Source organism: Billgrantia aerodenitrificans, from assembly GCF_021404405.1.
GTDB classification, from domain to species: Bacteria; Pseudomonadota; Gammaproteobacteria; order Pseudomonadales; family Halomonadaceae; genus Halomonas; species Halomonas aerodenitrificans.
Genome location: NZ_JABFTV010000002.1, coordinates 182,972 through 207,161, shown reverse-complemented (window position 1 = coordinate 207,161; position 24,190 = coordinate 182,972). Strand labels below are relative to the sequence as shown.

Annotated in this window: 19 protein-coding genes; 9 read left to right on the top strand and 10 right to left on the bottom strand. The window is 63.9% G+C overall.

Features of this window, described 5'->3' with window-relative positions; all coding sequences use genetic code 11:
• Positions 1-47: 47 nt before the first annotated feature.
• Genes HOP59_RS04250 through HOP59_RS04240 form a run of 3 tightly spaced genes read right to left on the bottom strand, consistent with a single transcriptional unit; the run spans position 48 to position 3,341 of the window.
• Positions 48-1,061, bottom strand: a complete 1,014-nt coding sequence (locus HOP59_RS04250) for an ABC transporter permease (protein WP_234252938.1) — start codon at positions 1,059-1,061, stop codon at positions 48-50.
• Positions 1,042-2,571 (bottom strand): sugar ABC transporter ATP-binding protein, encoded by a 1,530-nt coding sequence (locus tag HOP59_RS04245; RefSeq protein WP_234252937.1) that lies wholly within the window; start codon positions 2,569-2,571, stop codon positions 1,042-1,044. Before HOP59_RS04245 ends, HOP59_RS04250 begins: the two co-directional genes overlap by 20 nt.
• The gene (locus tag HOP59_RS04240; protein WP_234252936.1) at positions 2,571-3,341 is read right to left on the bottom strand and encodes an SDR family NAD(P)-dependent oxidoreductase; all 771 of its coding nucleotides are present in this window, start codon (positions 3,339-3,341) and stop codon (positions 2,571-2,573) included. Before HOP59_RS04240 ends, HOP59_RS04245 begins: the two co-directional genes overlap by 1 nt.
• Positions 3,342-3,668: 327 nt before the next feature.
• Between HOP59_RS04240 and HOP59_RS04235 the strand changes: the two genes are divergently transcribed.
• A complete protein-coding gene (locus HOP59_RS04235) occupies positions 3,669-4,868 on the top strand; it encodes an ROK family protein (protein ID WP_234252935.1) in 1,200 nt (399 codons plus the stop codon).
• A gap of 52 nt (positions 4,869-4,920) precedes the next feature.
• Here the strand turns inward: HOP59_RS04235 and HOP59_RS04230 are convergent, their stop codons facing one another.
• The 4 genes from HOP59_RS04230 to HOP59_RS04215 all read right to left on the bottom strand — a co-directional run bounded on the left by HOP59_RS04230 (position 4,921) and on the right by HOP59_RS04215 (position 10,275).
• Positions 4,921-5,679, bottom strand: a complete 759-nt coding sequence (locus HOP59_RS04230; protein ID WP_234252934.1) for a FadR/GntR family transcriptional regulator — start codon at positions 5,677-5,679, stop codon at positions 4,921-4,923.
• A gap of 31 nt (positions 5,680-5,710) precedes the next feature.
• Entirely contained in the window at positions 5,711-6,655 is a 945-nt protein-coding gene (locus tag HOP59_RS04225; RefSeq protein ID WP_234252933.1) for a DMT family transporter, read from the bottom strand.
• A gap of 1 nt (position 6,656) precedes the next feature.
• Entirely contained in the window at positions 6,657-8,459 is a 1,803-nt protein-coding gene (locus HOP59_RS04220; protein ID WP_234252932.1) for an IlvD/Edd family dehydratase, read from the bottom strand.
• A 67-nt stretch (positions 8,460-8,526) separates the two neighbouring features.
• Positions 8,527-10,275 (bottom strand): IlvD/Edd family dehydratase, encoded by a 1,749-nt coding sequence (locus HOP59_RS04215; RefSeq protein WP_234252931.1) that lies wholly within the window; start codon positions 10,273-10,275, stop codon positions 8,527-8,529.
• Positions 10,276-10,474: 199 nt separating this feature from the next.
• On the opposite strand from HOP59_RS04215, the gene HOP59_RS04210 reads away from it, so the two are divergent.
• From HOP59_RS04210 to araD1, 4 genes are all read left to right on the top strand, one after another.
• The gene (locus tag HOP59_RS04210) at positions 10,475-11,554 is read left to right on the top strand and encodes a TRAP transporter substrate-binding protein (RefSeq protein ID WP_234252930.1); all 1,080 of its coding nucleotides are present in this window, start codon (positions 10,475-10,477) and stop codon (positions 11,552-11,554) included.
• 64 nt (positions 11,555-11,618) lie between these two features.
• A complete protein-coding gene (locus HOP59_RS04205) occupies positions 11,619-12,185 on the top strand; it encodes a TRAP transporter small permease (protein ID WP_234252929.1) in 567 nt (188 codons plus the stop codon).
• A gap of 11 nt (positions 12,186-12,196) precedes the next feature.
• Positions 12,197-13,480, top strand: coding sequence for a TRAP transporter large permease (locus HOP59_RS04200; RefSeq protein ID WP_234252928.1), 1,284 nt, complete (start codon positions 12,197-12,199; stop codon positions 13,478-13,480).
• Positions 13,481-13,510: 30 nt separating this feature from the next.
• Positions 13,511-14,503 (top strand): AraD1 family protein, encoded by a 993-nt coding sequence (araD1, locus tag HOP59_RS04195; protein WP_234252927.1) that lies wholly within the window; start codon positions 13,511-13,513, stop codon positions 14,501-14,503.
• Positions 14,504-14,624: 121 nt separating this feature from the next.
• Here the strand turns inward: araD1 and HOP59_RS04190 are convergent, their stop codons facing one another.
• A complete protein-coding gene (locus tag HOP59_RS04190) occupies positions 14,625-16,340 on the bottom strand; it encodes a DEAD/DEAH box helicase (protein WP_010629428.1) in 1,716 nt (571 codons plus the stop codon).
• 441 nt (positions 16,341-16,781) lie between these two features.
• Between HOP59_RS04190 and HOP59_RS04185 the strand changes: the two genes are divergently transcribed.
• Positions 16,782-17,231 carry a YaiI/YqxD family protein gene (locus tag HOP59_RS04185; RefSeq protein WP_234252926.1) on the top strand — a complete coding sequence of 150 codons (450 nt, stop codon included), beginning with the start codon at positions 16,782-16,784 and terminating at the stop codon, positions 17,229-17,231.
• On the opposite strand, the gene HOP59_RS04180 is transcribed toward HOP59_RS04185, so the two are convergent.
• Positions 17,228-18,232, bottom strand: a complete 1,005-nt coding sequence (locus HOP59_RS04180; RefSeq protein ID WP_010629436.1) for a glutathione S-transferase family protein — start codon at positions 18,230-18,232, stop codon at positions 17,228-17,230. The two genes, HOP59_RS04185 and HOP59_RS04180, sit on opposite strands and share 4 nt — an antisense overlap.
• A gap of 99 nt (positions 18,233-18,331) precedes the next feature.
• Positions 18,332-19,231: a LysR family transcriptional regulator gene (locus HOP59_RS04175; RefSeq protein WP_234252925.1), complete on the bottom strand. Its 900-nt coding sequence runs from the start codon at positions 19,229-19,231 to the stop codon at positions 18,332-18,334.
• A 99-nt stretch (positions 19,232-19,330) separates the two neighbouring features.
• On the opposite strand from HOP59_RS04175, the gene HOP59_RS04170 reads away from it, so the two are divergent.
• From HOP59_RS04170 to HOP59_RS04160, 3 genes are all read left to right on the top strand, one after another.
• Complete coding sequence (locus HOP59_RS04170; RefSeq protein WP_234252924.1) at positions 19,331-20,179, top strand: pirin family protein; 849 nt, start codon at positions 19,331-19,333, stop codon at positions 20,177-20,179.
• Positions 20,180-20,410: 231 nt separating this feature from the next.
• A complete protein-coding gene (locus tag HOP59_RS04165; RefSeq protein ID WP_010629439.1) occupies positions 20,411-22,165 on the top strand; it encodes a peptidoglycan DD-metalloendopeptidase family protein in 1,755 nt (584 codons plus the stop codon).
• A gap of 95 nt (positions 22,166-22,260) precedes the next feature.
• Positions 22,261-24,120: an ABC transporter ATP-binding protein gene (locus HOP59_RS04160; RefSeq protein ID WP_234252923.1), complete on the top strand. Its 1,860-nt coding sequence runs from the start codon at positions 22,261-22,263 to the stop codon at positions 24,118-24,120.
• The last annotated feature ends 70 nt before the right edge of the window (positions 24,121-24,190 follow it).

Below are 24,190 nucleotides of genomic sequence, written 5' to 3'. Positions count from 1 at the left end.
TGCTCCTTAGCTGTTTGTGCTTGTTATCGTGCTGCTACAAGAGCGCCTCATGGCGCCGACTTCCTCCACGATGCGCGCTGCAGGTACACCGCGACGATGATGATGATTCCCTGCACCGTACCGTTGAGATAGTTGGAGATGGCATCGGTAAGATTGAGAATGTTGCCGATCATGGTCAGCATGATCGCTCCCACTACCGTGCCCCAGATGCGGCCGTGCCCACCCTTGAGCACGGTGCCGCCGATGATCACCGCGGCGATCGCCTCGAGTTCCCACAGCACCCCGGTGGCCCCCGAGGCAGAGCCCAGCCGCGGCACGTAGATGATGGTCGCCAGCGCCACGCATAAGCCCTGCAGCATGTAGGTCATGGTCTTGATGCGATCGACATGGATGGCGCTATATTCGGCCACCTTCTCGTTGGAACCGATGGCAAAGCAGTAGCGACCGAAGCGGGTATGGTTGAGCAGGATGTAGCCGACCACCGCCACCAGCAGGAACACCAGCACCGGAATCGGGATACCCATCAGATGGCCGTAGTAGACCGGCCGGTAGATGTCACGCACCCCCCAGTCCAGCGACAGGGTCCCGCCATCGGCGAGATAGGTCACCAGCGAGCGGTAGATGCCCATGGTGCCGAGGGTGACGATGAAGGCCTCGATCTTGCCCTTGGTAGTCACCATGCCGTTGATGAAACCGGCACACAGACCCAGCAGCAACGAGGCGCCAATGCCCAGCAATATGGTGGTGAGACCCGGGCCGAACTGCTCGACCAGACTGTTCATGAGGATGATCATCACCCCGGCGATGAAGGCCGCCATCGAGCCCACCGAGAGGTCCAGCCCGCCGGCAGTGATCACGAAGGTGGCGCCGATGGCGATGATGCCGATGAAGGCGCTGCGGGTAAGCATGTTGGAGAGGTTGTCCAGCCCCAGGAAGGCGGGGTTGATCAACACGCCCAGCAACGCCAGGGCCAGCAAGGCGATGAAAGGCCCCCATGTCTTGAGGTCGACGGAGACCCTACTCTGCGTGAGCGATTTGTTGTCAGGCACGGCGTTGTTCATCGACTTCCACCCCCTTGATACCGGATGCGTACTGCATGATTTCTTGTTCGTTGATCTGCTCGCCCTCGAGCACGCCTGTCAGTACCCCGGCACACATCACCGCCACCCGGTGCGAGAGGCCGATCAGCTCGGCCATCTCCGACGAGACCAGAATCACCGAGCGCCCGGCCTCGGTGAGCTCTCGCACGAAGTGATAGATCTGGTGCTTGGTGCCAACGTCGATGCCGCGGGTCGGCTCGTTGATGACGACGATCTCGGGATCGATGGACATGACCTTGGCCAGCAGTAGTTTCTGCTGATTGCCACCGGAGAGTTCGGCGGCAGTCGCCGCCTGGGTGCGCAAGCGAATGTCGAAGCGCTCTATGGCCTCCTGGAAGGCCATCTCCTCGCGGCGACGGTCGATCAACGGGCGGCAGTAGGCGCGCAGGTTGAGTAGGGTGAGATTGGGTCGCAGCCCCATGTTGAGCACCAGGCCCTTGCCCTTGCGGTCTTCGGTGAGGTAGGCGATACGTTGGCGCACCGCATCGCGCAGGTGGCGGAGTGCAACCGGTTGCCCGTTGCGCAGCACCTCTCCGCTACTGCGAGCGCGCAGCCCCAACACCGCTTCGATCAGTGCCGTGCGCCCGGCACCCACCACCCCGCCGAAACCCAGCACCTCACCGCGACGCAGAGTGAAGCTCGCCTGCTTCACGGCACCGGGAACGACGATATCGCGCGCCTCAAGCACTACCACCGCGTCGCTCGCCAGCTTGGTGCGCTCGGGGTACATGTCGCTGATCTCGCGCCCCACCATCAGTCGCGCCAGCTCCTCCTTGCTACGCCCGGCCATCGGCCCACTGTCGATCAGCCGGCCATCGCGCAGCACCGTGACCCTGTCAGCGATCCGCTCGATCTCGCGAAGCTTGTGGGAGATGTAGAGGATCGCCACACCGCGCTCACGCAGCCGTGCAATAAGCGCAAACAGCACCTCGACTTCATGCTCGGTGAGAGTTGCCGTGGGTTCGTCCATGATCAGCACGCGCACGTCGCGCGTGATCGCCTTGGCGATTTCCACCATCTGCTGATCGGACGTACTGAGATCCTTGACCCTTGCCCGCGGGTCAACACGGGTTTCGAGTTCGGCCAGCGCTGCACGACAACGCTCGCGCATGGCCCGATGGTCGAGGAAGGGGCCGCGTCGAATCTCGCGACCCAAAAAGACGTTCTCCTCCACAGTCAGTTGCTCAGCCAAGGCCAGCTCCTGATGAATCATCACCACGCCGTCGGCTTCGGCATCACCGCTGCTGCGGTAGCGGCGTAGTTCGCCCTCAAGGCGGATCTCACCTGCGCTGGGACTCAGATAGCCGGCAAGAATGCGCACCAGCGTCGACTTGCCTGCGCCGTTCTCACCCAGCAGCGCATGGACCTCGCCTGGCACCAGCTCGAGGTCGATATCGAACAGCACCTGATTCTGGCCAAATGAGCGGCAGATCCGGCGGGCCGACAGCAGCGACTGATTCTGTGTGTGCATCAGCCCCACCCCGCATCGACGGTGAATTCATGGCCAGTCAGCTGGGCGCTGTCGTCCGCCGCCAGGAAAAGGACCATCGGGGCCACATGATCAGGCGACAGGCGAACCTTGAGGCACTGGTGTTCGCGGATACGCGCCTCGTCGTCGGGCCCGATCCACTTGTCGAGTTGACGCTGGGTCATGATGCAGCCCGGGACTACGGTATTGACACGGATATTGCGCTCTCCCAGATCCCGCGCCAGGCTGCGCGTCAGCCCATGCACCGCCGCCTTGGCCGTGACGTAGGCCGACAGCCGGGGAATGGCTGTCGTGACGCTGATGGAGCCGAAGTTGATGATCGCGCCGCCGCCGGCTTCGATCATCTGGTGTGCCGCCGCCTGGGCGGCAAAAAACATAGGGCGCAGATTGAGCGCCATGCGCTCGTCCCAATAGGCCACGTCGACATCCTGCCAGTCATGGCGATCGTCATTGGCGGCGTTGTTGACCAAGGTATGGATGGATCCCAATTCGCGGCCTACGGCGGCAATCGTTGCCTGCAGTGCTGCCACGTCACGGATATCGCAGCGATGGTAGTGAGGAGCCCGGCCAGTCGTAGCCTGGAGCTCCTCAACCAGTGCATGGCTGGCTGCATCATCGATGTCGACGAAGGCAACTCTTGCACCCTGGCGGTGGAAGGCCCGGGTCATCGCAGCGCCGATGCCGCTGCCGCCGCCAGTAATGAAGACTACCCGCTGCTCAAGACTAGGGTATCGTGCCGCGCTGTTGCTCATGCTCGCCCCACTTAGTATTTTGTTTTTACTAACTGGAGAATGGTCACCGGTTGAAAGCGCAGCAATACCACCTTGGTCTAATTGTTGAATTAGAATATAAAAATCAAATATTTAACCACTATTATGAAAGAAAATAGCGCTTCACCGTAATGGATGGCGTAAAATCATTAGTTTATTATCAATACTAATTCATGGCATTCGTGCCGCGCTTCCTTGGCGAGGCCTCGCGCGCCTCACCATCGAATGGCATCATCGATGCGCGCAGCGTCACGCTCGGCTTTCATTCTCTGCGGCGCTCGAAACGCGCCGACTGCAGGACCCAACTCCATGCCAACCAGCAACCAACACAAGGCAGGCGACCTCCACTTTCTCAAGCGGCTCAATCGCAGCGCCATCCTCGAGCTGGTACGCCGAAGCCCCGGCCTTACCCGTGCCGACATCGCTACCGAAGCGCAGTTGACCAAGGCCACCGTGGGCGCCTGCATTCAATCGCTATTGGAGTACGGCTGGCTTCGCGAAGGGGAGCTGCAAAAAAGCAGCGGCGGTCGCCCAGGCCGCGCCCTGCATCTCAACGAAGATCGTCATGTGCTGTTCGGCGCCGAGGTAGGTGTACATGGCCTGCGCCTGGTGGCCTGCACGTTGGCAGGCCAGGTACTTGCCTCGCACCATGAGCACCTTGTCCCTACCACCCCCGAGGTCACTGCCGAACTGCTTGGAGAGCTGCTACGTCGACTGATGAGCAAAGTCGCGGTCAAGGGCCGTCTTTGCCTGGGTCTCGGCGTCGCGCTACCCGGCCCCATCGCCCCCGACAAGCCCGTGCTGCGCCTGGCACCCAACCTGGGTTGGCGGGACATACGCTTCCTCGAACTGCTGCGCCCCCATCTCCCGAAGCTCGAGGGTGTCTGGCTGATGGACAACGAGGCCAAGGCGGCGGCCTTCGGTGAGCACTACTTCCGAACCGGCCACGTTCCCGAGTCGCTGATATACGTCAGCGCCGGCACGGGGATCGGCAGCGGCATGGTCGTAGGCAGCCATCCCCCCCTGCTAACCCGCGGCGTGCAAGGGCTGGCTGGAGAGATCGGGCACACTATCCTGCAACCCGGTGGGCTCTACTGCCATTGCGGCAACCGTGGCTGCGCCGAAACCCTGGTCAGCGGCTGGTCGATCCGCGCTGCGCTGGGGATTGCCGAAGAAGAGGATCTCATCGCCGCCCTGCTGCCTCGCCTGGAAGAAGCCGAGGTCCAGGTCGCCCTGCGCCGCGCCGGCGAGGCACTGGGGGTCCTGCTGCTCAATCTTCACCATACTCAGAACCCTTCCGAGATCGTACTCGGCGGCTCTCTCACCCAGTTGGGCGACTCTCTACTCGCTCCCGCCCTCGACTTCTTCAAGGCCAATCAGAACCGTTTGCTCGGCACCACCCAACAGGTGCCTCTGCGGGTCATCCAGGACTCCACCTTCATCGCTGCTCGTGGCGCTGCCGCCCAGGTGCTTGCCAGCCTCGTACACGGCTCCAGCGACCTGATCTGAGGCCGCCTGCGTCGATTGGCCAGCCCTGCAAATCCACTGGGTTTTGCCTCGATCAGGGCAGATCCACACAGCGACCCAGGGAGCTGGCGCCAGGCTCCAGGCCCAGCGCATCGGCGGTGCCGGCGAGCACCGCCTGGGCAGCCAGAAACGCCTCGCGCGGGCGCCGCATGCGGATGCTCTCCATCAGTTGACGGTGACGTTCGAGGCTCTCTTCCGGGTCGCTGGCGCTCTCGTTGGACATCGACACCAGCATGTGAATCGAGGGTCGCAGGATATGCGACAGCTGGGCCCAGACGATGTTATGGGTGGCCTTGAAGATCGCCACGTGAAAGGCCACATCGCACTCGCTGTGCAGGCGTCGCTCCTCGGCACAGCTGGCGTTGCGCAGGTTCTGGCCCAGCCCTTCGAAAGCCTCTTCGATGGCGACCAGGTCGCGGGCCTTGGCGCGTCGGGCGGCGGTCATCGCCACATAGGGTTCGACATCCAGCCGAAAGGCCAGGATTTCACGTTGAATCTGTGGGTTAGGCGCTGCGTAACGAGTCATCCAGTCGGTGACCTGGGGGTCGAGGATGTGCCACTCGCTGTACTCACGCACCTTGGAGCCGTGGCCGGAGATACGCTCGATGATGCCGACATCGACAAGTTGGCGCAGGTCACTGCGCACCGCCGAGCGGTTGATGGCAAAGCGCTCGCAGAGATCCAGTTCGCGAGGCACGAACTCGCCGGGCTGATAGCGCCCGGAAAAGATCGCCTCGGCGAGGTACTCGGCAATGCTGGGTCGTGTCGCCGGCTTGGGTAGTGGTGACGTCAAGGCTGAGAGATCCTGTAGTGATACCCGATCATCATAACGTATTCGCACGTTCGGCTGGGGGCTGTAGCGCCGCCCCGCCACCGCCGCGCAGGCGCAGCTCCAGGTGCCGTTCATAGAGCCCCTTGACAGTGAGCGTGCCGAGCACCATGACTCCACCCACCAGCGCCATGGGAGCCGGCTGCTCAGCTATGATCCACCACGCCAGCAGAGTCCCGACTACCACTTCCAGCAGCAGCAGCAATCCTACCTCGGCCGCGGGTAGATAGAGCGGGCCGCGCTGCAGCAGGGTCACCCCACAAGGCACGATGAGCAGACACAGCAGGACTACCACCGCGAGTTGGTCGGTCGGCGGCAACGCCGGCTCGCCACCGGCCAACCAGAACAGCCCAGCCACACTGCCGACGATGAGACCGTTGAAGACCAGCATTGGACTCATGTCCACGCCCGGCCGCGTGCGGCACAGCGTGAAGTTGATCGCCAGAGTCGTGGCTGCCATCAGCGCAAAGGCGTTGCCTACCCAACTGCCGGTCCCGGCGTCATCCAGGGCGATCATAGCGATCCCCGCCAGGCACAGCCAGATCGCTACCCAGGTGCGACGCGGCAGTCGCTCCTTGAGTATCACCCACGAAAGCGCTGCGGCGATCAACGGCGCGCCGGCAAGAATCATCAGCACATTGCCAGCCTTGGTGTACTGATTGCCGAGCACGAAACCGCAGGTGGTGAGACTGAACAGCAGCGCCACGGCGATGCCGGTCCAGCCACAGCGGCGGTATACACCCCAGATGCTGCAGCCATGGCGCATCAGGGCAATCAGAAAGAAACCCAGCGCCGAGAGAAAACCCCGCCACATCAGGATCTCGGCGTCGGGCAGGTTAGCCACCTTGATCAGCAGCGCGTCCGGGGCCATGATCAGCGCCCCACCGGCGGTCAGTAGCAGTCCTCGCTGACGATGGGAAAGTGTCGTGCCCCCCATCATGTCAGTGATTGTCCCGCGGTGGGCTGCGACGTGCCACGTCACGGTACTTGGTGGCCCCCTCCAGCGTCATGCCGCGATCGAGCGGCTCGACCAAGGTGCGCTGGATCTCCTGCCACGGCGTCTGGTGGCCGGGGTAGCGGTAACCGCCCTGCTGCGCCAGTCGCTCGCGGCGCGCCTCGATCACGGCGTCCTCGACCAGCAGGCGAACTTCGCCGCGGTTGAGGTCGACGCGCAGACGGTCGCCGTCCTCGAGTAGTGCCAGGCCGCCGCCGGTGGCAGCTTCGGGGGCGGCGTTGAGGATCGACGGCGAGCCGGAGGTGCCCGACTGGCGCCCGTCGCCCAGGCACGGCAGCGATTCGATGCCGCGCTTGATCAGCGCCTCGGGGGGCTGCATGTTGACCACCTCGGCGCCGCCGGGGTGGCCCACCGGGCCGGCCCCGCGCATCACCAGGATGGTGCGCTCGTCGATGTCGAGGGCCGGGTCGTCGATGCGCGCGTGGTAGTCCTCCGAGCCGTCGAACACCACCACCTTGCCCTCGAAGGCGTTGGGGTCATCGGGATTGGAGAGGAAGCGCGCGCGGAAGTCGGCGGAGATCACGCTGGTCTTCATCAGCGCCGAATCGAACAGGTTGCCCTTGAGGTTGAGGAAGCCGGCCTGCTCGACCAGCGGGTTGGCGTAACGGCGGATCACCTCGGGATCCTGCGTCTCGCGCCCGGCGCAGTTGTCGGCCAGCGTGCGGCCGTTCACGGTGAGCACCTCACCATGCAGCTTGCCGGCACCGAGCAACTCGTTGACCACCGCCGGCACGCCACCGGCGCGATAGAACTCCTCGGAGAGGTAGGCCCCGGCGGGCATTACGTTGGCCAGCAGCGGGATGGCATGGCCCAGTGCCTGCCAGTCGTCGTTGGTCAGCTCGATGCCCGAGTGACGGGCGATGGCGTTGATATGGATCGGCGCGTTGGAGGAGCCGCCCAGCGCCGAGCACACAACGATGGCATTCTCGAACGCCTGGCGGGTGAGAATGTCGCTGGGGCGTAGGTCCTGCCACACCATGTCGACGATGCGCGCGCCGGTGTCGTAGGCCACCATGGCGCGCTCCTTGTAGGGCGCCGGGATCATTGCCGAGCCGGGCAGGCTCATGCCCAGCGCCTCGGCCATGGAATTCATGGTCGAGGCAGTACCCATGGTGTTGCAGTGCCCCACCGAGGGCGCCGAGTCGGTGGCCCGGGCAAGGAATTCGGCGTAGTCGATGTCGCCAGCCGCGAGCCGCTTGCGCAGCTCCCAGATGATGGTGCCAGAGCCGACCCGATCGGGACCGCGCCAGCCGTTGAGCATCGGCCCGCCGGAGAGCACGATGGCGGGAATGTTGACCGTGGCCGCCGCCATCAGGCTCGCCGGGGTGGTCTTGTCGCAGCCAGTGGTGAGCACCACACCGTCAAGCGGGTAGCCGTGCAGCACCTCGACCAGGCCCAGGTAGGCCAGGTTGCGGTCCAGCGCGGCGGTGGGCCGCCGCGCATTCTCGTGGATCGGGTGCAGCGGGAACTCGAACGGTACCCCACCGGCGGCGCGAATGCCCTCCTTGACCCGCTTGACCAGCTCGATGTGGTGGCGGTTGCACGGCGTCAGGTCGGAGCCCGACTGGCAGATACCGATGATCGGCTTGCCGCCGGCGAGCTCCTCCAGCGTAATGCCGTAGTTCATGTAGCGCTCGATACACAGCGCCGTGGTACCGGGCGATTCGGGGTTGTCGAACCACCAGCGCGAGCGCAGCTGGTCGGGCGTGATGTTGTTATTCGTTGCCATCTTTTTCTGCTCCATTCGCCAGGTTGACGCTGATAATCACCATGACCAGCGTACAAGTGATCAATGCTTAATGAGAATGACGCGGCACGTCGGCGCCGCGACAGCCGAGCAGGAAGTCGAAGTCGCAGCCTTCATCGGCCTGCAGCACCCGCTCAATGTAGAGCTGGCGATAGCCGCCGTCGCTGGCGATCCGGCGCGACTCGGCGGTGGGATCGCGCTCGGCCAGCCGCGCCTGCAGCTCGGCATCGTCGACCTCCAGGTGCAGGATGCCGGCGTTGCAGTCGAGCTCGATCCAGTCGCCGTCGCGCACCGCCGCGAGCGGCCCGCCGGCGGCAGACTCGGGCGCCACGTGCAGCACCACGGTACCGTAGGCGGTGCCGCTCATGCGCGCATCGGAGATACGCACCATGTCGGTCACGCCCTGCTCGAGCAGCTTCGCCGGCAGCCCCATGTTGCCGACCTCGGCCATGCCGTGATAGCCGCGCGGCCCGCAGTTCTTCATCACCAGCACGCTGTCGGCATCGACCTCGAGGCTAGGATCGTTGATGCGCGTCTTATAGTCGTCGAAGTCCTCGAACACCACCGCCCGACCGCGGTGGGTCATCAGCTCAGGGCTCGCCGCCGAGGGCTTTAGCACCGCCCCGCGCGGCGCCAAGTTGCCGCGCAGCACGCACATGCCGCCATCCTCGCGCAGTGGCCGCTCCAACGGGCGAATCACTTCGTCGTTGTAGAGCGGAGCCTCCTTGACGTTCTCCCACAGCGTCCTGCCGTTGACCGTCAGCGCCTCCTTGTGCGGCAGACGGTCGGCCTCGCCCAGCCGGCGCAGCACCGCGGGCAGTCCGCCGGCATAGTAGAACTCCTCCATCAAGTAACGCCCCGAGGGCTGCAGGTCGACGATGGTCGGCGTGCCGCGGCCGATGCGACTCCAGTCGTCGAGGTCGAGCTCGACGCCGATGCGCCCGGCGATTGCCTTGAGGTGAATCACCGCGTTGGTCGAGCCCCCGATGGCGGCGTTGGTACGAATGGCATTCTCTAAGGCCTGCCGGGTGAGCACCCGGGAAAGCCGCAGGTCCTCCTCGACCATCTCGACGATGCGGTTGCCGGAGAGGTGCGCCAGCACATAACGTCTTGCATCCACCGCGGGGATCGCCGCGTTGTGCGGTAGAGAGGTGCCCAGCGCCTCGGCCATGCAGGCCATGGTCGAGGCCGTGCCCATGGTGTTGCAGGTACCCGCCGAGCGCGACATGCCGGCCTCGGCGGCCATGAACTCGTGAATCGAGATCTTGCCCGCCTTGACCTGTTCGGAGAGCTGCCACACCACGGTGCCCGAGCCGATGTCCCGCCCCTCGTGCTTGCCGTTGAGCATCGGCCCGCCGCTGACCACGATGGTCGGAATGTCACAGCTCGCCGCCCCCATCAGCAGCGCGGGCGTGGTCTTGTCACAGCCCACCAGCAGCACCACGGCGTCGAGCGGGTTGCCGCGGATCGACTCCTCCACGTCCATACTGGCCAAGTTGCGAGTGAACATGGCTGTGGGCCGTAGCAGCGACTCGCCGTTGGAGAACACCGGGAACTCCACCGGAAAGCCGCCCGCCTCCAGCACCCCCTTCTTGACGTGCTCGGCCAGCTTGCGAAAGTGCGCGTTGCAGGGCGTAAGCTCCGACCAGGTGTTGCAAATGCCGATGATCGGCTTGCCCTCGAACTCATGGTCCGGGATGCCCTGGTTCTTCATCCAGCTGCGGTACATGAAACCGTTTTTGTCGGCACTGCCGAACCACGCGGCGGAGCGAAGGGGGCGTGTGGGCTGATTACTCATGGGCGCCTCGGTTGGTAGCAGCAGGTTGTCGTGGATTGACGTTAGTCGTCTTCCCACTCACAGTCGACACATACAAAAGTATATGTTGAACAAATAGAGCATAGGTTCGACATTGAACTGGCGAGCGCCGATTCCTTGGCTCCTCGCCGCGGCGTTATGACTACAACAACCACATGACGACACAATGGAGATCCTCGCCATGCATGCAAATTGGCGCAGCAGCCTCACGCTGGCAGGCACCGTCACGCTCTCGCTAAGCCTTGCCCACGCCAACACCCCCGATCTTTCCGACCCACCACCCATTGAGGGCGAGGTGATTACCGAGGACCTGGGCTCCCACACCATCCGCGTCGGATTGGGTCTGGCCGAAACCTCGCCGCTCTATATTTCCACCCGATACTTCGGCGACATTCTGTCCGAGCGCACCGAGGGGCGCTTGACCGTCAACGTCTTCCCCAGCAGTCAGTTGGGTGACGATGCGCAAATGATGGAAATGCTGCAGACCGGATCGCTGGACATGACCATCCCTTCGACCTCGCCGGCCACCACCTATGTCGAAGAGCTGGCAGTTTTCGACCTGCCGTTCCTGCTGCCAACCCGCGAGGCAGCCATCGCAGTGCTCGAAAGCGATATTGCTCTAGGTCTGCTCGACAAGTTCGAGGGCACCGGCATCAAAGCCTTCGCCTATCACGAGAACGGTTATCGCCAGTTGACCAATAGCGTGCGGCCTGTCGAATCCCCCGAGGATGTCGCCGGGCTCGACGTCAGAGGCCTGACTATCCGCACCATGGAAAATCCAGTACAGCTGAGCATCTGGGAAGCACTAGGGGCCAACCCCACGGCGATGGCCTTCGGCGAGGTGTTCTCGGCCATGGAGCAAGGCGTGATCGACGGTCAGGAAAATCCCTGGAGCACTATTCTCACCTCGAATTTTCATGAGGTGCAGGACTACGGCTCCGAGACTCGCCACGTCTACACGCCCTTCATCATCATGATGTCCGAGCGCACCTGGGATCGGCTCGACCCGGCCTACCAGGAGCTGGTCGAGGAAGCAGCCCACGCTGCGGCAGCCTACGAAATTCAGCTGGCTACCGAGTACGACGACTGGGCTCGCGATCAGCTAGAAGAACGCGGCATGCAGATCACCCGCCTCGACGATGACCAGCTCGCCGCCTTCCAAGAAGCGGTTCAGCCAGTTTACGACCAGTGGGCACCACGCATCGGAGAGGACCTTATCGCCGAGATCCAGCAGATCGTCGACGAGACCATGAACCATTGAGGAATCACCTAGCCGACACGGGGCATGGGGCCCCGTGTCACGTTGATCCGTCTCTGGAGCGTCTATGGATACCCCGCACCGCCCGCCCCCGGACCCATCAGAATTTCTCGACGAACCGCGCCGCCTACCATTGGAGATCGATACCGAGCAGCGTCGCGGTCCCGCCGTGTTTCGCTGGCTGACCGTTGCCATGGAACACCTGATCGCCACGATCCTGGTGGCACTGATTCTCTCGGTCTCGGCCAACGTTATCGGCCGCTCGTTGCTCAACCGCTCGCTGCCGTGGGCCGACGAGCTGGCACGCATGCTGTTCATCTGGCTGATCTTCGTCGGTGCCGCGGCAGCCTTCGCGCGCTACGAGCACATCGCAGTCGATCTGCTGCTACGCAAGCTCCCTCAGCGCGCCGCCTACGGGCTCTATCTGCTCCAGCACCTGCTGATTACCGGCCTGATGGTTGTGATCATGACCGGTGGCTACTTCGTACTGGCTCGTTCCACCGGGCGTACCGCCATCCTCGGCGTGCCCTGGAACCTGATCAACGTCTCGCTGGTGCTGTGCGCCGCCTTCATAGCAGCAGTTGCCATCTGGCGTGCCTGGCGCGCCGGCCAATCGATGCTCGGCTCTCGATAGGAGGCTTCTTCATGCTGTGGATATTTCTCGGCATCCTCTTCAGCTCCCTCGCGCTGGGACTACCGATCGCCTTTGGCCTGGGCATTGCAGCCGTCGTAATGGCGGTAATCTCTGATATCCCCCTGTCGATCCTCATCGAGCAGTCGATCCGCGGGGTCAACAATTTCCCGCTGCTGGCGATTCCGTTTTTCATTCTGGTGGGTGAAGTAATGAGCGCCGGTGGTATCGCCCGGCGGCTGATGGAGTTGGCCGGCGCCCTGGTCGGTTTCGTCCGTGGCGGGTTAGGGCAGGTAGCGATCACCGGCTCGATGTTCTTCGGTGGCATCAGCGGCTCGGCGGTGGCCGACACCGCCGCCACCGGCTCGATGATGATCCCGTCGATGAAGCAGCAGGGCTATTCGGCACCTCAGGCCACGGCGATCAATACCGTCTCCTCGGTGATCGGCATCATCATCCCACCGTCAATCCCGCTGATCCTGTTTGGTATCGTCACCGAGACCTCGATCAGCCGGCTCTTCATTGCCGGCATCGTACCTGGGCTGATGATCGGCTTCGGGCTGATGGTCACGACTTTCATCATGGCCAGCTTCGGCGGTGCCGGACAGACCCGCCGCTTCGAACTGGGCCGCCTGTGGCGAGCGTTCAAGGCAGCCTGGCTGGCGCTGGTACTGCCGGTCATCGTGATTGGCGGCATCATCGGCGGCGTCTTTACCGCCACCGAGGCGGCAGTCGTGGCACTGCTCTACTCACTAGCCATCTCGCTGGTTGTCTATCGCGAGTTCCACCCCCGCGAGCTGTGGGGAATGCTGATTCGCACCGCGCGACTGACCGGCATGGTACTGCTGCTGTTGGCCTTCGCCACGGTGATCGCCTGGTTCCTGACCATCAACATGGTGCCGCAAACGTTGGTGATGCAGGTACAGGCGATCACTGAGGATCCGTTCTTACTGCTGCTGATCGTCACCGGCCTGCTGCTGCTGGTGGGTTTCGTCATGGATCTGACCCCGGCCATGGTGATCATGGCGCCAATGCTCACGCCTATCGTCACCTCGGTGGGCATCGATCCCGTCTACTTCGGCGTTCTAATGGCCTTCATTCTCGGTATCGGCCTGCTGACTCCGCCGGTAGGTACCTGCCTGTACGTTGGCTGCGGGGTAGGCAGGGTCACCATGGAGCAATTGGTACGTGCGATGCTGCCCTACTACGCAACGCTGCTGGTGGTAGCGGTAATTTTGATCGCCTTTCCCGGCCTGGTTACCTGGCTTCCCGACCTTACCGCCGTGCGCGGTAACTGACGCAAGCGCCCCTTACAAGGAAAATGACTCATGCGATTGATCCAATATCACGATCAGGGCCAACTGCGTGTGGCCTTGGTAGAAAGCCTCGATACGCTGCGTCCGATTGATATCGAGGGTGGCACTTATGGGCTGGCGCGTATCGCCCTCGACTCGCGCCAACCGATCACCCGGGTGGTCGAGGCACGCCTCGGAGCCTCCCAAGGCGGCTACCAGTCGCTGATCGACGATCGACGCCTGCTGCCGCCACTGACCCATCCCGACCCGGCCCACTGTCTGGTCACCGGCACCGGACTTACCCACTTGGGCAGCGCCGATACCCGCGATGCCATGCATGCCAAGGCGCAGGTCGAGGATGCAGCCCTGACCGACTCGATGCGCATGTTCAAGCTCGGCGTAGAGGGCGGCAAGCCCGCTCCCGGCGAGACCGGCGCCCAGCCGGAGTGGTTCTACAAGGGCGACGGTAGCTGTGTCGTCGCCCCCGAGGCAGCGATTGCCGTGCCACACTTCGCCGAGGATGCTGGCGAGGAACCTGAGCTGGCCGGGCTCTACGTGATCGGCGACGACGGCCAGCCCTGGCGGGTGGGCTACGCCATCGGCAACGAGTTCTCCGATCACATCACCGAGCGCTTCAACTACCTGTGGCTGGCCCACTCCAAGCTGCGCGCCTGCAGCTTCGGCCCCGAGTTGCTGATCGGCGAGCTACCAGCGCACCTGGAAGGCACCAGCCGCATCGTACGCGGCAGCGAGACCGTGTGGCAGAAGCCCTTCCTCACCGGCGAGGCCAATATGGCCCACAGCCTGGCCAACCTGGAGCATCACCACTTCAAGTACCCAAACTTTCGACGCCCCGGCGACGTGCACGTGCACTTCTTCGGCACAGCGACCCTGAGCTTCGCCGATGGCATCCAGACCCAAGACGGCGACCGCTTCGAGATCAGCCTTCCCGAATTTGGCAGGCCACTACGCAATCCTCTGCGCTTCGAGTCAAGCAGCCCCGCCATCGCAGTGAAATCGCTCTGAGAAACCGGCCCAAGCCGCGCGCACCATGGCCATGATCGCTTCCCTTGAGCATAAAAAAACCCAGGCCGGTACCCGGCCTGGGTGTCGTTCGCCTCAGCCACCGTAGCGGCCGAGGGTGCGATCAAGCGCTGGTGCGACGACGCACCGGCGCATCGCCGTCTTCACGGCGGCGGCGCGGGGCACGCTCGGGGGCACCGCTGTCTTCGCTGATCTCCAGCGCACGGCCGGCGACGCGGGCGCGAGCCATCTTGGCCAGGATGCTGGGCGGCAGCGAGCTGGGCAGCTCCACCACCGAGAAGGCGTTACGGATGTCGATACGGCCGATCCGCGAACCTTCGATACCACCCTCGTTGGCCAACGCGCCGACCAGCTGGCCCGGCTTGACGCCATCCTTGTGGCCGACAGCCACACGATAGCGGGTCATGCCTTCGCTCGGAGCACGGTCGCGACGCGGGGCCTTGCCGTCACGCGGGGCACGCTCGCCGCCACGCTCGACACGCTCCTTGCGCGGCGCCTGCAGGCGGCCGATGGGCGCCTCGTCGGCGCGGGCCAGGGCGGCAAAGGCACAGGCCAGCTCGACCGGGTCATGACCTTCCGCCACCAGACGCTCGACCAGCGCACGCTGCTCGTCGGCTCCGGCGGTCAGGGAACCGATGATGCGCTGATGGAACACCTCGTCACGATGGGCGCGAATGGCCGCTTCGTCGGGCAGCGCCATCTCGGTCATGCGCTGGCCGGTAGCCTGCTCGATCCAGCCCACCTTGCGGCCTTCACGGAAGCCCACGAAGGTGATCGAGATGCCGGTACGTCCCGCCCGGCCGGTACGGCCGATACGGTGGGTATAGGCTTCGCTGTCCTGGGGCAGGTCGTAGTTGAAGACGTGGGTGATACGCGGCACATCGAGGCCACGAGCGGCCACGTCGGTGGCGATCAGCACGTCGACCTTGCCGCGCTTGAGGCGCTGGATGGTGCGCTCACGCAGGCTCTGATCGAGGTCGCCGGAGAGGCTGGCCACGTTCACGCCACGGGCGGAGAGCTGCTCCATCAGCGTGGTACAGGCGGCACGGGTGCGTACGAAGACGATGGCGGCATCCACCGGCTCGACCTCGAGGATACGTGCCAGCGCTTCCAGCTTGGCCCCGCCGTCGACCCGCACCAGGCGCTGCTCGATGTTCTCGCCGGTTGTGGTACGCGACTCGATGGCAACCTTGACCGGATCGACTAGGTAGCGATTGACGATGCGCTCGATCTCGGCCGGCAGGGTGGCGGAGAAGAACACGCGCTGAGCGTCCTTGGGGGTATCGGCGACCACGCGCTTGACGTCGTCGATGAAGCCCATGCGCAGCATCTCGTCGGCTTCGTCCAGCACCAGGGCGGAGAGGCCGTCGAGCTTGAGGCTGCCGCGGTCGAGGTGATCGATCACCCGGCCCGGGGTACCCACGACTACCTGGGCGCCGCGCTTCAGCGCACCCAGCTGTTCACGATATTCCTGGCCACCGCACAGGGTGGCCACTTCCAGACCCTGCAGGTTCTGGCCGTACTTGGTGAAGGAGACGGCCACCTGCTGGGCCAGCTCACGGGTCGGTGCCAGCACCAGCACCTGGGGCTCGCGGCGAGTCAGCTCGAGCCGCGACAGCAGGGGCAGCGCGAAGGCAGCGGTCTTGCCGGTGCCGGTCTGCGCCTGGCCCAGCATGTCACGACCTTCCAGCAGCGCAGGAATGGTCTGTGTTTGAATCGGTGAAGGAGTTTCGTAACCCAGTGTTTCGACAGCGGCGAGAACGGCAGGCAGCAGAGCAAGATCGCCGAAGCTCGGCGAGGCGACAGAAGTCGAGGTCATCAATCACACCTTGGTAGGCCGGCACTCGCCGGCAAATCACATTGAGGCATCCCCGACACCGCTCTTGGCAGGTCGGTGGCTCTGTCTTCACTGGCCGATAGGGCCTGGACAGAGCGGATCACGTTATCGTGGGATGCCGGTCGCACCTGGCATCCGGTTCGCGCCATCGGCGGGAACCGCTGTGGCGACCTTTTTGCGCCGATGTCGCCCGGTTGGCGGCATCCTGTAGCGCTCCATCTTCACATCTCGGACGTTGCAGCGGATCGCTGTCGGTCTCGGTGATTGCCTCTCGAACGCGCGGCGCTCGGAGCGAATCGTCATGATGGCGGGGTCAACACATGCGAGGAGCGCGCATGCTAACATCAAGACTGGTTTCCTGACCAGTACTTTCAACGCTGCGCTCACATAGAACCGTCACTCAACTTCGAGGAGCCCTGCCGAATGCCCACGCTCTGGGTCGATGCCGATGCCTGCCCCAAGGTCGCGCGCGAGATCATCGTTCGTGCCGCCGAGCGCACCACCACGCCCACCTGGTTCGTCGCCAACCACTCGATCCCGCTGCCGCCCTCGAAGTGGGTCAAATCGCTGTCGGTGAGCCATGGCTTCGACGCCGCCGATAACGAGATCGTGGCGCGCCTCGCCGCCGGGGACCTGCTGATCAGCTCCGACCTGCCGCTGGCCATGGAGGCCATCGACAAGGGCGCGGCGGTGATGACCACTCGCGGCGAGATGCTCGATAAAAATAACATTCGCGCCAAGGTACAGCTGCGCGATTTCATGGAGACGATGCGCTCCAGCGGCGAACACACCGGCGGGCCGAAAGGCTATTCGGACACCGACCGGCGCGAGTTCGCCAATGCTCTGGATCGCTGGCTGGCCAAGAACCGTTAACCCTTCTCGCGAATGCCCTGCCCCGGCAACCGCTCCCGATCGTGGGGCCGGTCGAAGTCGAGCAGCGGCCCCTTGGGCACGATGCGGGTCGGATTGATGGTGTCGTGGCTGTAATAGTAGTGGCGCTTGATGTGGTCCAGGCTTACCGTCTCGGCCACGCCCGGCCACTGGTACAGCTCACGCAGGTAGTTCGAGAGGCTGGGGTAGTCCTCGATGCGGCGGAAGTTGCACTTGAAGTGGCCATAGTAAACCGCATCGAAACGCACCAGGGTGGTGAACAGGCGGATGTCGGCCTCGGTGAGCCACTCCCCGGCCAGGTAACGGTGCTCGGTCAGCCGTCTCTCGACCCGATCCAGCGCCTCGAACAGGGCCGTGACGTGCTTCTCGTAGACCGCCTGCTCAGTGGCGAAGCCCGACTTGTAGACCCCGTTGTTGATGTGGTCGTAGACGTCATCGTTGATCGCATCGATGGTCTCGCGCAGGTCGAGGGGGTAGAAGTCGAGACGGTTGCCGGTCAGGTCATCGAAGGCATCGTTGAAGATCCGTACCAGCTCGGCCGACTCGTTGTTGACGATGCGCTTCTCGTGCTTGTCCCACAGCACCGGCACCGTGACCCGGCCGGTGTAGCGAGAGTCGGTCAGCGTGTAGAGTTCGCGGTGGTATTCGACGCCGTTGACCGGATCTCCGCTGGCGCCTTCGTCCTCGTGGTAGGTCCAGCCCTGGTCGAGCATCAGCGGACTGACCCAGGACACTCCGATCAGGTCGTCCAGCCCCTTGAGCTTGCGCATGATCAGGGTGCGATGCGCCCAAGGACAGGCCAGCGAGACATAGAGATGGAAGCGCCCCGCCTCGGCCGGCACGGCGCGATGGCCCTCGGGGCCGGCGCTGCCGTCACGCGTGACCCAGTCGCGCAGCTTGGCGGATTCGCGTACGAACTCGCCGCCGTGCTTCTTGGTGTCGTACCACTGGTCGTGCCACTTTCCGTCGATCAGCAGGCCCATAACGTTCTCCGGCAAACAGAATTTGCTAGTCAGAGTAAACCGTTCGGCCTCTCGCTCAAGCGCAGTTTTTCCGTTTCATGCAATGAAAATTCCGAACGGTCACACTCGACCCGTACATTCACTCGCCACGGCTTCCTTGAGCGCACGCGCCATGGCACGGGTGGCGGGGCCGGCCCGGTCCCGGTCGCGGAAGATCATCTGCATGGGCACCTCGCGGACCCCACCGGCCGCAAGCGGCAGCGGTCGCAGCACGCCGCTCTCCAAGTCAGTGTGGATGCGGGTCTCGGGCAGCCAGGCAAAGCCCAGGCCACGCCGTACCATGTCGATGGAGGTTTCGAGATGGCTAACCGTCCAGCGCTGCTCGGCCTTGAGCCAACCGGCATCCATCGACTGGCGCAGCGCCGAGTCGCGCACCACCAGTTGGCGATGCCGCTGCAGATCGCGCAGATCGAGCTGCCGCTCGAGCCCATGCAGTTCATGCTCGTGATGCGCCACCGCAACGAAACGCACGGTGACCAGCGGCTCGCCAAGAAACCCCTGAGCCGCCAGACCCGATATGGCGATATCGGCGCGGCCGTCGTAGAGCATCTCTATGCCGCCGTTGAGCACCGTTTCGTGGAGCTGCACGCGCACATAGGGGTAAGCGGCGGAAAAGCGACTTAACGCCACCGCCAGCGCGGCGTTGGGAAATATCTGGTCGATTGACAGCACCACTTCCGCCTCGAGGCCTTCGGAGAGCCGGCCGGCTACGTCCTCCAGCGCCTCGGCACTCTCGATCAGTTGACGCGCCCGGCGCAGCAGCAGCTCCCCCGCATCGGTCAGCCGTACCTGCCGCCCAACGGGTTCCAGCACTTTGACGCCAAGCTGCTGCTCCAGCTTGTGTACGGCATGATTGAGCGTGGAGGGACTTTTGTGGACCACCTCGGCGGCGCGAGCGAAGCCGCCGTGATCGACGACTGCCGCAAGCATCTGCCACTGGGCCAGGGTAACGCGAGACATATTCGACTTCCTCGAATGAAAAGTGCGAAACGTTGCGATTAATCTTCGAAAAAAACGGCCTAAAATACCAGTCATATCCATCATTGGAGACTGCAAGTCATGGCCACCAGCCCCAGCATCCGGCGCATCGAGCGCCTGTTTCACAGCCACCCCAGCCAGGATGGCGACGGCGTTCATATCCAGCGTATCCACTGCTTCGACGGCGAGCTCGACCCCTTCCTGATGCTCGACGAGCTCGGCTCCGACCGTCCTGACGACTACATCGGCGGCTTCCCGCCGCATCCGCACCGCGGCATCCAGACGCTGACCTACATTGTGCATGGCGGCATCACCCACGAGGACCACCTGGGGCACAGCAGCGCCATCCAGGCCGGCGACGCCCAGTGGATGCACACCGGGCGCGGCATCGTGCACTCGGAAATGCCGCTCACCGACAGCCAGGGGCTGCATGGCTTCCAGATGTGGTTGAACTTGCCCGCCCGGGAAAAGATGAGTGCGGCGCGCTATCGCGACGTGCGCAGCGACGAGATGCCGCGCCTTAAGAAAGAGAAGGCAGAGCTGATTGCTCTCGGTGGCAATTGGTCGACACAGCAAGGCGAGAGCGTGTCGGGACCTCTGGACGCCCTGGCGGGCAGTGGCGGCGTGGCCCATGCCCGCTTCGAGGCCGATGGGAAGCTCACACTCACGGCGCCGAGCGAGACACTGGCCGTCTACGTCTTCGAAGGCACTCTGCAGATCGAGGGGGAGAATGTGGCCGCCGGTCAGCTGGCCAGGCTAAGCCCCGGCGATTCGGTGGCCCTTTCCAGCCAGCCTGGCGCCCAGTGCCTGCTGCTGGCGGGCACACCTCACCGCGAACCGATCGCTCATTACGGTCCGTTCGTGATGAACAGCATGCACGAGATCGAGCAGGCCCTGCGTGACTACCGCAACGGTACCTTCACTGACTAAACAGGCGGTTCAGTAAAAGTTACCGAAAAGGGGTTGTCTTCCCTCTTTTCTTCACGTTCAATGAACATTGTTGAACAGTGTTCGACAACACTTGACGGCCCGGGGTCTCGACAGTGAGGCGCCGGGGCGCACCTTGCTGTATGCACGTACAGTCTAGGCAGGCCATATATCATGGGTTAAGGTTCCCATGCCTTTTTATATTCTTGTCATCTTTTTTTATGGCCGATACCAATGTTGCGAATCCTTCATTCGCTGCCCCGCACGCATAAGTTGCTGCTGCTACCCGTTGCCACCATGGTGACCGTGCTGGGCGCACAAAAGATCGTTACCGTCGTAGAGAATACCCAGCGTCAGGGTCAGGTTCCCGAAACCGTGCTGTTCCCCCTGTCGCCCGAGGCTCAACCAGGCCTCCCCGCACTCAACAGTGACCGCTATTCCGTCGCCGATGCCATCGAGATCGCCACTCAGGCCATCGATGCCACCCGAGACTACATTCCGCTCTCCCAGCTCAAGCCGACCGAGATCATCGACCTCTCCGGGGTCGCTATGGCTCAGGCAGAACAGGCGACACCGCCCACCCCCGTCAGAGCCGCTGCCGAGCTCGATACCGCCACCATGCCCGATGACGGCGGTATCGAACTGACAACGGAGCTCGACCCCGGGGCGCTGCACATGGCGATGGTGATCGGCACCCTGGCCAACGGCATGCTCGACGACATCCATACCGATGACGAAGCACTGGCCGCGGCGGATGCCACCTCCTTCGACGATGCCACCTCCTACGAAGATTATCCTGACGAAGAGCTGGCGCTGTTCGTGGACGGCCCGATCCTCTTCGATCATGAGGTTGCTGCTGCCGAGCCCTTCGTGCCGGAATGGCGCACCTATACCGTAGAGCAGGGCGATACCTTCGCCGTGCTGGCACAGAATGAACTGGGCATGGGCTACAGCGAGGCCATGCGCCTGCTCGACAGCCTCCCGGACAAGCGCCTGCTGACCCATTGGCGGGTCGGCAACACCTTCGAATATCAGCTCGACGAGCACGACCAACTGCTGGCATTGCGCGTGATGCGCAATGCCCGTGAAGGTTTCCTGCTCGAGCGCGACGAAGACGGTTTCGACGTCGCCACCATCGAACGTGCCGGCGAGGCCACGCAGCGTCTGTTCGCCGGCAGCGTGAGCGGCAGCTTTGCCCGTTCCGCTCAGTCCACCGGTCTCTCCAGTACCGAAGTGGCACAGGTCACACGGCTGCTGGAGAAGAAGCTCGACTTCCGCCGCGACACCCGCCGCGGCGATGAATTCAAGGTGCTGGTCGAATCCGACATCATCGATGGCAGCAGCTTCGACTCCCGCGTACTGGCGATTCAGTACACCGGGGCGCGCATGGACCTGACCCTGGTGCGCAACAGCGACGACAACAACTTCTACACCCCGGATGGCCAGAGCCTTGACCCCGCTTTCGCCCGCTACCCCTTCGAGGGCAGCTATCGCATGAGCTCAGGGTTCAATCCGCGCCGTACCCATCCGGTCACCGGCCGGGTCAGCCCGCACCGCGGCACCGACTGGGCCATGCCCATCGGCACGCCGATCATCGCCCCGGCCGACGGCCGCGTGGAAAAGGTGGGCAACCACCCGGTGGCAGGTCGCTATCTGGTGGTCCGTCACGACAACGGTTACCGCACGCGCTACCTCCACCTTTCTCGCGCCATCGTGAGCCGCGGCGACCGTGTCACCATGGGAGAGCGCATCGCACTGTCGGGTAATACCGGCCGCAGCACTGGCCCGCACCTGCATTATGAGGTGCATGTCAACAACACGGCTGTCGATGCCATGAAGGTCGATCTGCCCGAAAGCAAGAGTCTGGAAGGCCAACGCCTGATGGCCTTCCAGCGCCAGGCCGAGCCGCTGCTCGCCACGCTGCGCTCCGGTCAGACCGGGCCGGCAGTGGCACAGGCCAGCGCCAGCGCAGAGAGCGACGACGATTGATCCGATATCATCGCCGATGCACGTCAAACGACGCCCTGCCCCAGTGCAGGGCGTCGTTTGTTGAGCACCACTCCCTGGTCGTCTCCAGCTAACCCATGCGCCGCGCCATCCCAGCCCCGCCGCCAGCCAGTGGCAATCGCCTGACCGCCTTCTTCGGCGTGTTCCGCTACAGCCGCCGCGCGCTGGCACTGGTATGGCAAACCTCCCGACCCCTCACCCTTGGGCTGGCGGTCTGCACCCTGGTCGCCGGCGTGCTGCCGGCGGTGGCGGCCTGGATCGGCCAACTAATCGTCGATGCCGTGGTCGAGGCCATGGCTTATCATCGCGAGACCGGCGCCTCCCTCACCTTCGAGAGCGCCTGGCCGGTGCTGCGCTACGTGCTGGCGGAAGCCGGAGTCATTGCCGCCATCGCCCTGGCCCAGCGCGGCCTGTCGGCACAGCAGTCGCTGCTGCGGGCGCTGCTGGGTCAGAAGGTCAACGTCATGATCCTGGAGAAGGCGGGCACCCTGTCGCTTGCCCAGTTCGAGGACTCCGAGTTCTACGACAAGCTCACCCGGGCGCGCCGTGAGGCTTCGATCCGTCCGCTGGGGCTGGTCAACAAGACCTTTTCGCTGCTGCAGAATGCCATCTCGCTGGTCAGCTTCGGCGTGCTGCTGGTGCAGTTCTCGCCCTGGGCCATCCTGATCCTGGTGATCGGCGCCCTGCCGGTATTCGTCTCCGAGGCCAAGTTCTCCGGCGACGCCTTCCGTCTATTCCGCTGGCGCTCCCCTCAGACCCGCATGCAGATGTACCTGGAGACCGTGCTGGCCCGGGAGGACAGCATCAAGGAGGTCAAGCTGTTCGGGCTGGAGCCGCTGCTGCTGCAGCGCTATCGCCGGATCTTCGAGACACTCTACGGCGAAGACCGCCGCCTGACCATCCGCCGCGAGAGCTGGGGTTTTCTGCTCGGTCTGCTCGGCACACTGGCTTTCTACGGCGCCTATGCCTGGGTGGTGGCGGAAACGATCTCGGGCGCGCTGACCCTGGGCGAGATGACCATGTACCTGATGGTGTTCAAGCAGGGCCAGGCGGCGCTGTCGGCCAGCCTCACCTCGATCAGCGGCATGTACGAGGACAACCTCTACCTGTCGAATCTCTACGAGTACCTGGAGCAGCCGGTGACCGCCGAGCCCGGCCGCCTCACCCAGGGTGCCCACCCCGGCGACGGCATTCGCTTCGAGCGGGTGGGCTTCACCTACCCTGGCGCCGAGCGGCCGGCGCTGCAGGACATCACGCTGCACCTCGCGCCAGGGCAAAGCCTGGCGCTGGTGGGCGCCAACGGCTCGGGCAAGACCACGCTGATCAAGCTGCTCACACGTCTCTACGAGCCCAGCCAAGGGCGCATACTGCTCGACGGCAGCGAGCTGCACGAATGGGACGTGGCGACCCTGCGCCGGCGCATCGGCGTGATCTTCCAGGACTTCGTGCGTTACCAGCTCAAGGTGGGTGAGAACCTCGGCGCCGGCGACGTCGAGGCGTTCGGCGACGAAGCGCGCTGGCAGGAGGCGGCCGAACGCGGCCTGGCCGACGAGTTCATCCGCAACATGCCCGGCGGTTATCACACCCAGCTCGGCCGCTGGTTCAAAGGGGGCCAGGAGCTCTCCGGTGGCCAGTGGCAGAAGATCGCCCTGGCCCGGGCCTACATGCGGGAAAGCGCCGACATCCTGGTGCTCGACGAACCCACCGCGGCCATGGACGCCGCCGCCGAAGCGGCCGTCTATGCCGACTTCCGCGAGCACCGCCGCGACAAGATGACCATCCTCATCTCGCACCGCTTCTCCACCGTGCGCGCCGCCGATCAGATCCTCGTGATCGACGATGGCAAGGTCATCGAGCGCGGCAACCATGAAAGCCTGATGGGTCAGAACGGCCGCTATGCCAGGCTGTTCCGGCTGCAGGCGGAAGGCTACCGTTAGATCATTCGTTGACGCTTGTTGAGCGATTGGCTATAAGAAAAGAGTCGCATCGACGATGCGGCACAATCCA

Excerpts from the sequence above, each read along its gene's own strand:
- HOP59_RS04250 (WP_234252938.1), bottom strand. The coding sequence starts at position 1,061 with ATGAACAACGCCGTGCCTGACAACAAATCGCTCACGCAGAGTAGGGTC.
- HOP59_RS04245 (WP_234252937.1), bottom strand. The coding sequence starts at position 2,571 with ATGCACACACAGAATCAGTCGCTGCTGTCGGCCCGCCGGATCTGCCGC.
- HOP59_RS04240 (WP_234252936.1), bottom strand. The coding sequence starts at position 3,341 with ATGAGCAACAGCGCGGCACGATACCCTAGTCTTGAGCAGCGGGTAGTC.
- HOP59_RS04235 (WP_234252935.1), top strand. The coding sequence starts at position 3,669 with ATGCCAACCAGCAACCAACACAAGGCAGGCGACCTCCACTTTCTCAAG.
- HOP59_RS04225 (WP_234252933.1), bottom strand. The coding sequence starts at position 6,655 with ATGATGGGGGGCACGACACTTTCCCATCGTCAGCGAGGACTGCTACTG.
- HOP59_RS04220 (WP_234252932.1), bottom strand. The coding sequence starts at position 8,459 with ATGGCAACGAATAACAACATCACGCCCGACCAGCTGCGCTCGCGCTGG.
- HOP59_RS04215 (WP_234252931.1), bottom strand. The coding sequence starts at position 10,275 with ATGAGTAATCAGCCCACACGCCCCCTTCGCTCCGCCGCGTGGTTCGGC.
- HOP59_RS04210 (WP_234252930.1), top strand. The coding sequence starts at position 10,475 with ATGCATGCAAATTGGCGCAGCAGCCTCACGCTGGCAGGCACCGTCACG.
- HOP59_RS04205 (WP_234252929.1), top strand. The coding sequence starts at position 11,619 with ATGGATACCCCGCACCGCCCGCCCCCGGACCCATCAGAATTTCTCGAC.
- HOP59_RS04200 (WP_234252928.1), top strand. The coding sequence starts at position 12,197 with ATGCTGTGGATATTTCTCGGCATCCTCTTCAGCTCCCTCGCGCTGGGA.
- araD1 (WP_234252927.1), top strand. The coding sequence starts at position 13,511 with ATGCGATTGATCCAATATCACGATCAGGGCCAACTGCGTGTGGCCTTG.
- HOP59_RS04190 (WP_010629428.1), bottom strand. The coding sequence starts at position 16,340 with ATGACCTCGACTTCTGTCGCCTCGCCGAGCTTCGGCGATCTTGCTCTG.
- HOP59_RS04185 (WP_234252926.1), top strand. The coding sequence starts at position 16,782 with ATGCCCACGCTCTGGGTCGATGCCGATGCCTGCCCCAAGGTCGCGCGC.
- HOP59_RS04180 (WP_010629436.1), bottom strand. The coding sequence starts at position 18,232 with ATGGGCCTGCTGATCGACGGAAAGTGGCACGACCAGTGGTACGACACC.
- HOP59_RS04175 (WP_234252925.1), bottom strand. The coding sequence starts at position 19,231 with ATGTCTCGCGTTACCCTGGCCCAGTGGCAGATGCTTGCGGCAGTCGTC.
- HOP59_RS04170 (WP_234252924.1), top strand. The coding sequence starts at position 19,331 with ATGGCCACCAGCCCCAGCATCCGGCGCATCGAGCGCCTGTTTCACAGC.
- HOP59_RS04165 (WP_010629439.1), top strand. The coding sequence starts at position 20,411 with ATGTTGCGAATCCTTCATTCGCTGCCCCGCACGCATAAGTTGCTGCTG.
- HOP59_RS04160 (WP_234252923.1), top strand. The coding sequence starts at position 22,261 with ATGCGCCGCGCCATCCCAGCCCCGCCGCCAGCCAGTGGCAATCGCCTG.